The organism is Robertmurraya kyonggiensis (assembly GCF_005116465.1).
Classification (GTDB): Bacteria; Bacillota; Bacilli; order Bacillales; family Cytobacillaceae; genus Robertmurraya; species Robertmurraya kyonggiensis.
The window spans coordinates 1-1,270 of sequence record NZ_SWBM01000058.1 but is presented as its reverse complement, the minus strand read 5'-3'; the positions used below and the strand labels follow the sequence as shown (position 1 = coordinate 1,270).

Genomic DNA, 1,270 nt, shown 5'->3' with positions numbered 1-1,270 from the left:
CAACACATAGTTTTATAAGCACAAGATTTCATGTGAAATGCGGATTAAAATCGTACCATACCAAATCATCATATGTGATATCAACTGCGGGAGGTAAAATTGCATCCAACCAAGTCACCCACAAGGTTCCAATCAGGCTGGGAAGTAAAACATTTCCTACTGATTTGATTCTGCTTGGAATGGAAGGAATTGACATTGTGTTAGGAGCCAATTGGATGACTCAACATAAGGTTGTCCTAGATGTTGCGGAACGAGTTGTTGAGATAAACTCGCCTACGCATGGCCCGAGTGTGCTATATCTGCCACAACGGACTTGCGTCGATGCGTGTGCTTATGCAATGGTAGAAACCCAACTAAAGGACATTCCGGTGGTATGTGAGTATGCCGATGTATTTCCGGATGACTTACCTGGGATGCCGCCGGATAGAGACATTGAATTCGTGATTGAACTTCAACCTGGCACAGCACCTATATCAAAGAGACCATATAGAATGCCGCCCAATGAATTGGCTGAATTAAAAATTCAACTCCAAGAATTGCTAGATAAGGGTTTCATTCGTCCAAGTGTATCACCTTGGGGATGTCCCGCTATCTTTGTGAAGAAGAAGGACCATTCCTTGAGGTTGTGTATTGATTACCGGCCTCTCAATGCGGTAACTATTAAGAACAAGTACCCACTCCCCCGTATTGACATCTTGTTTGACCAACTAGCTGGCGCCAGAGTGTTCTCCAAGATTGACCTTCGCTCTGGCTATCACCAAATCAAAATCAGGCCTTGTGACATTCCAAAGACTGCCTTTTCCACACGTTATGGACTTTATGAATTCTTGGTTATGTCTTTTGGACTCACCAATGCCCCAGCCTACTTCATGTACCTCATGAATTCGGTCTTCATGTCAGAACTAGACAAGTTTGTGGTGGTTTTCATTGACGACATTCTTATATATTCTAAGAATGAGGAAGAGCATGCCGAGCACCTTCGCATTGTTCTTCAAAGGTTGAGAGATCACCAGCTCTACGCCAAGTTCTCCAAGTGTGAATTCTGGTTAGAGAGCGTGAAGTTCTTAGGTCACACGGTTTCCAAGGATGGTATATCCGTGGATCCAACCAAAGTGCAAGAGGTGTTGGATTGGCAACCACCTACTTCTGTCCACGAGATTCGGAGTTTTCTGGGTTTAGCCGGTTATTACCGCCGTTTTATTCCGGATTTCTCTCGGATTGCGAAGCCCATGACCGAACTCTTAAAGAAGGGAGTCAAATTTGAGTGGAA

Annotated in this window: 1 protein-coding gene and 1 pseudogene; both read left to right on the top strand. The window is 44.3% G+C overall.

Annotation, left to right across the window (positions count from 1 at the left end):
- Window positions 1-32: 32 nt before the first annotated feature.
- Window positions 33-209: pseudogene (locus FA727_RS25660) on the top strand (pepsin/retropepsin-like aspartic protease family protein); the annotation flags it as partial.
- A gap of 6 nt (window positions 210-215) precedes the next feature.
- Window positions 216-1,270: reverse transcriptase family protein (locus FA727_RS25655; RefSeq protein WP_246042033.1), on the top strand; the 1,055-nt coding region annotated here is incomplete at its 3' end.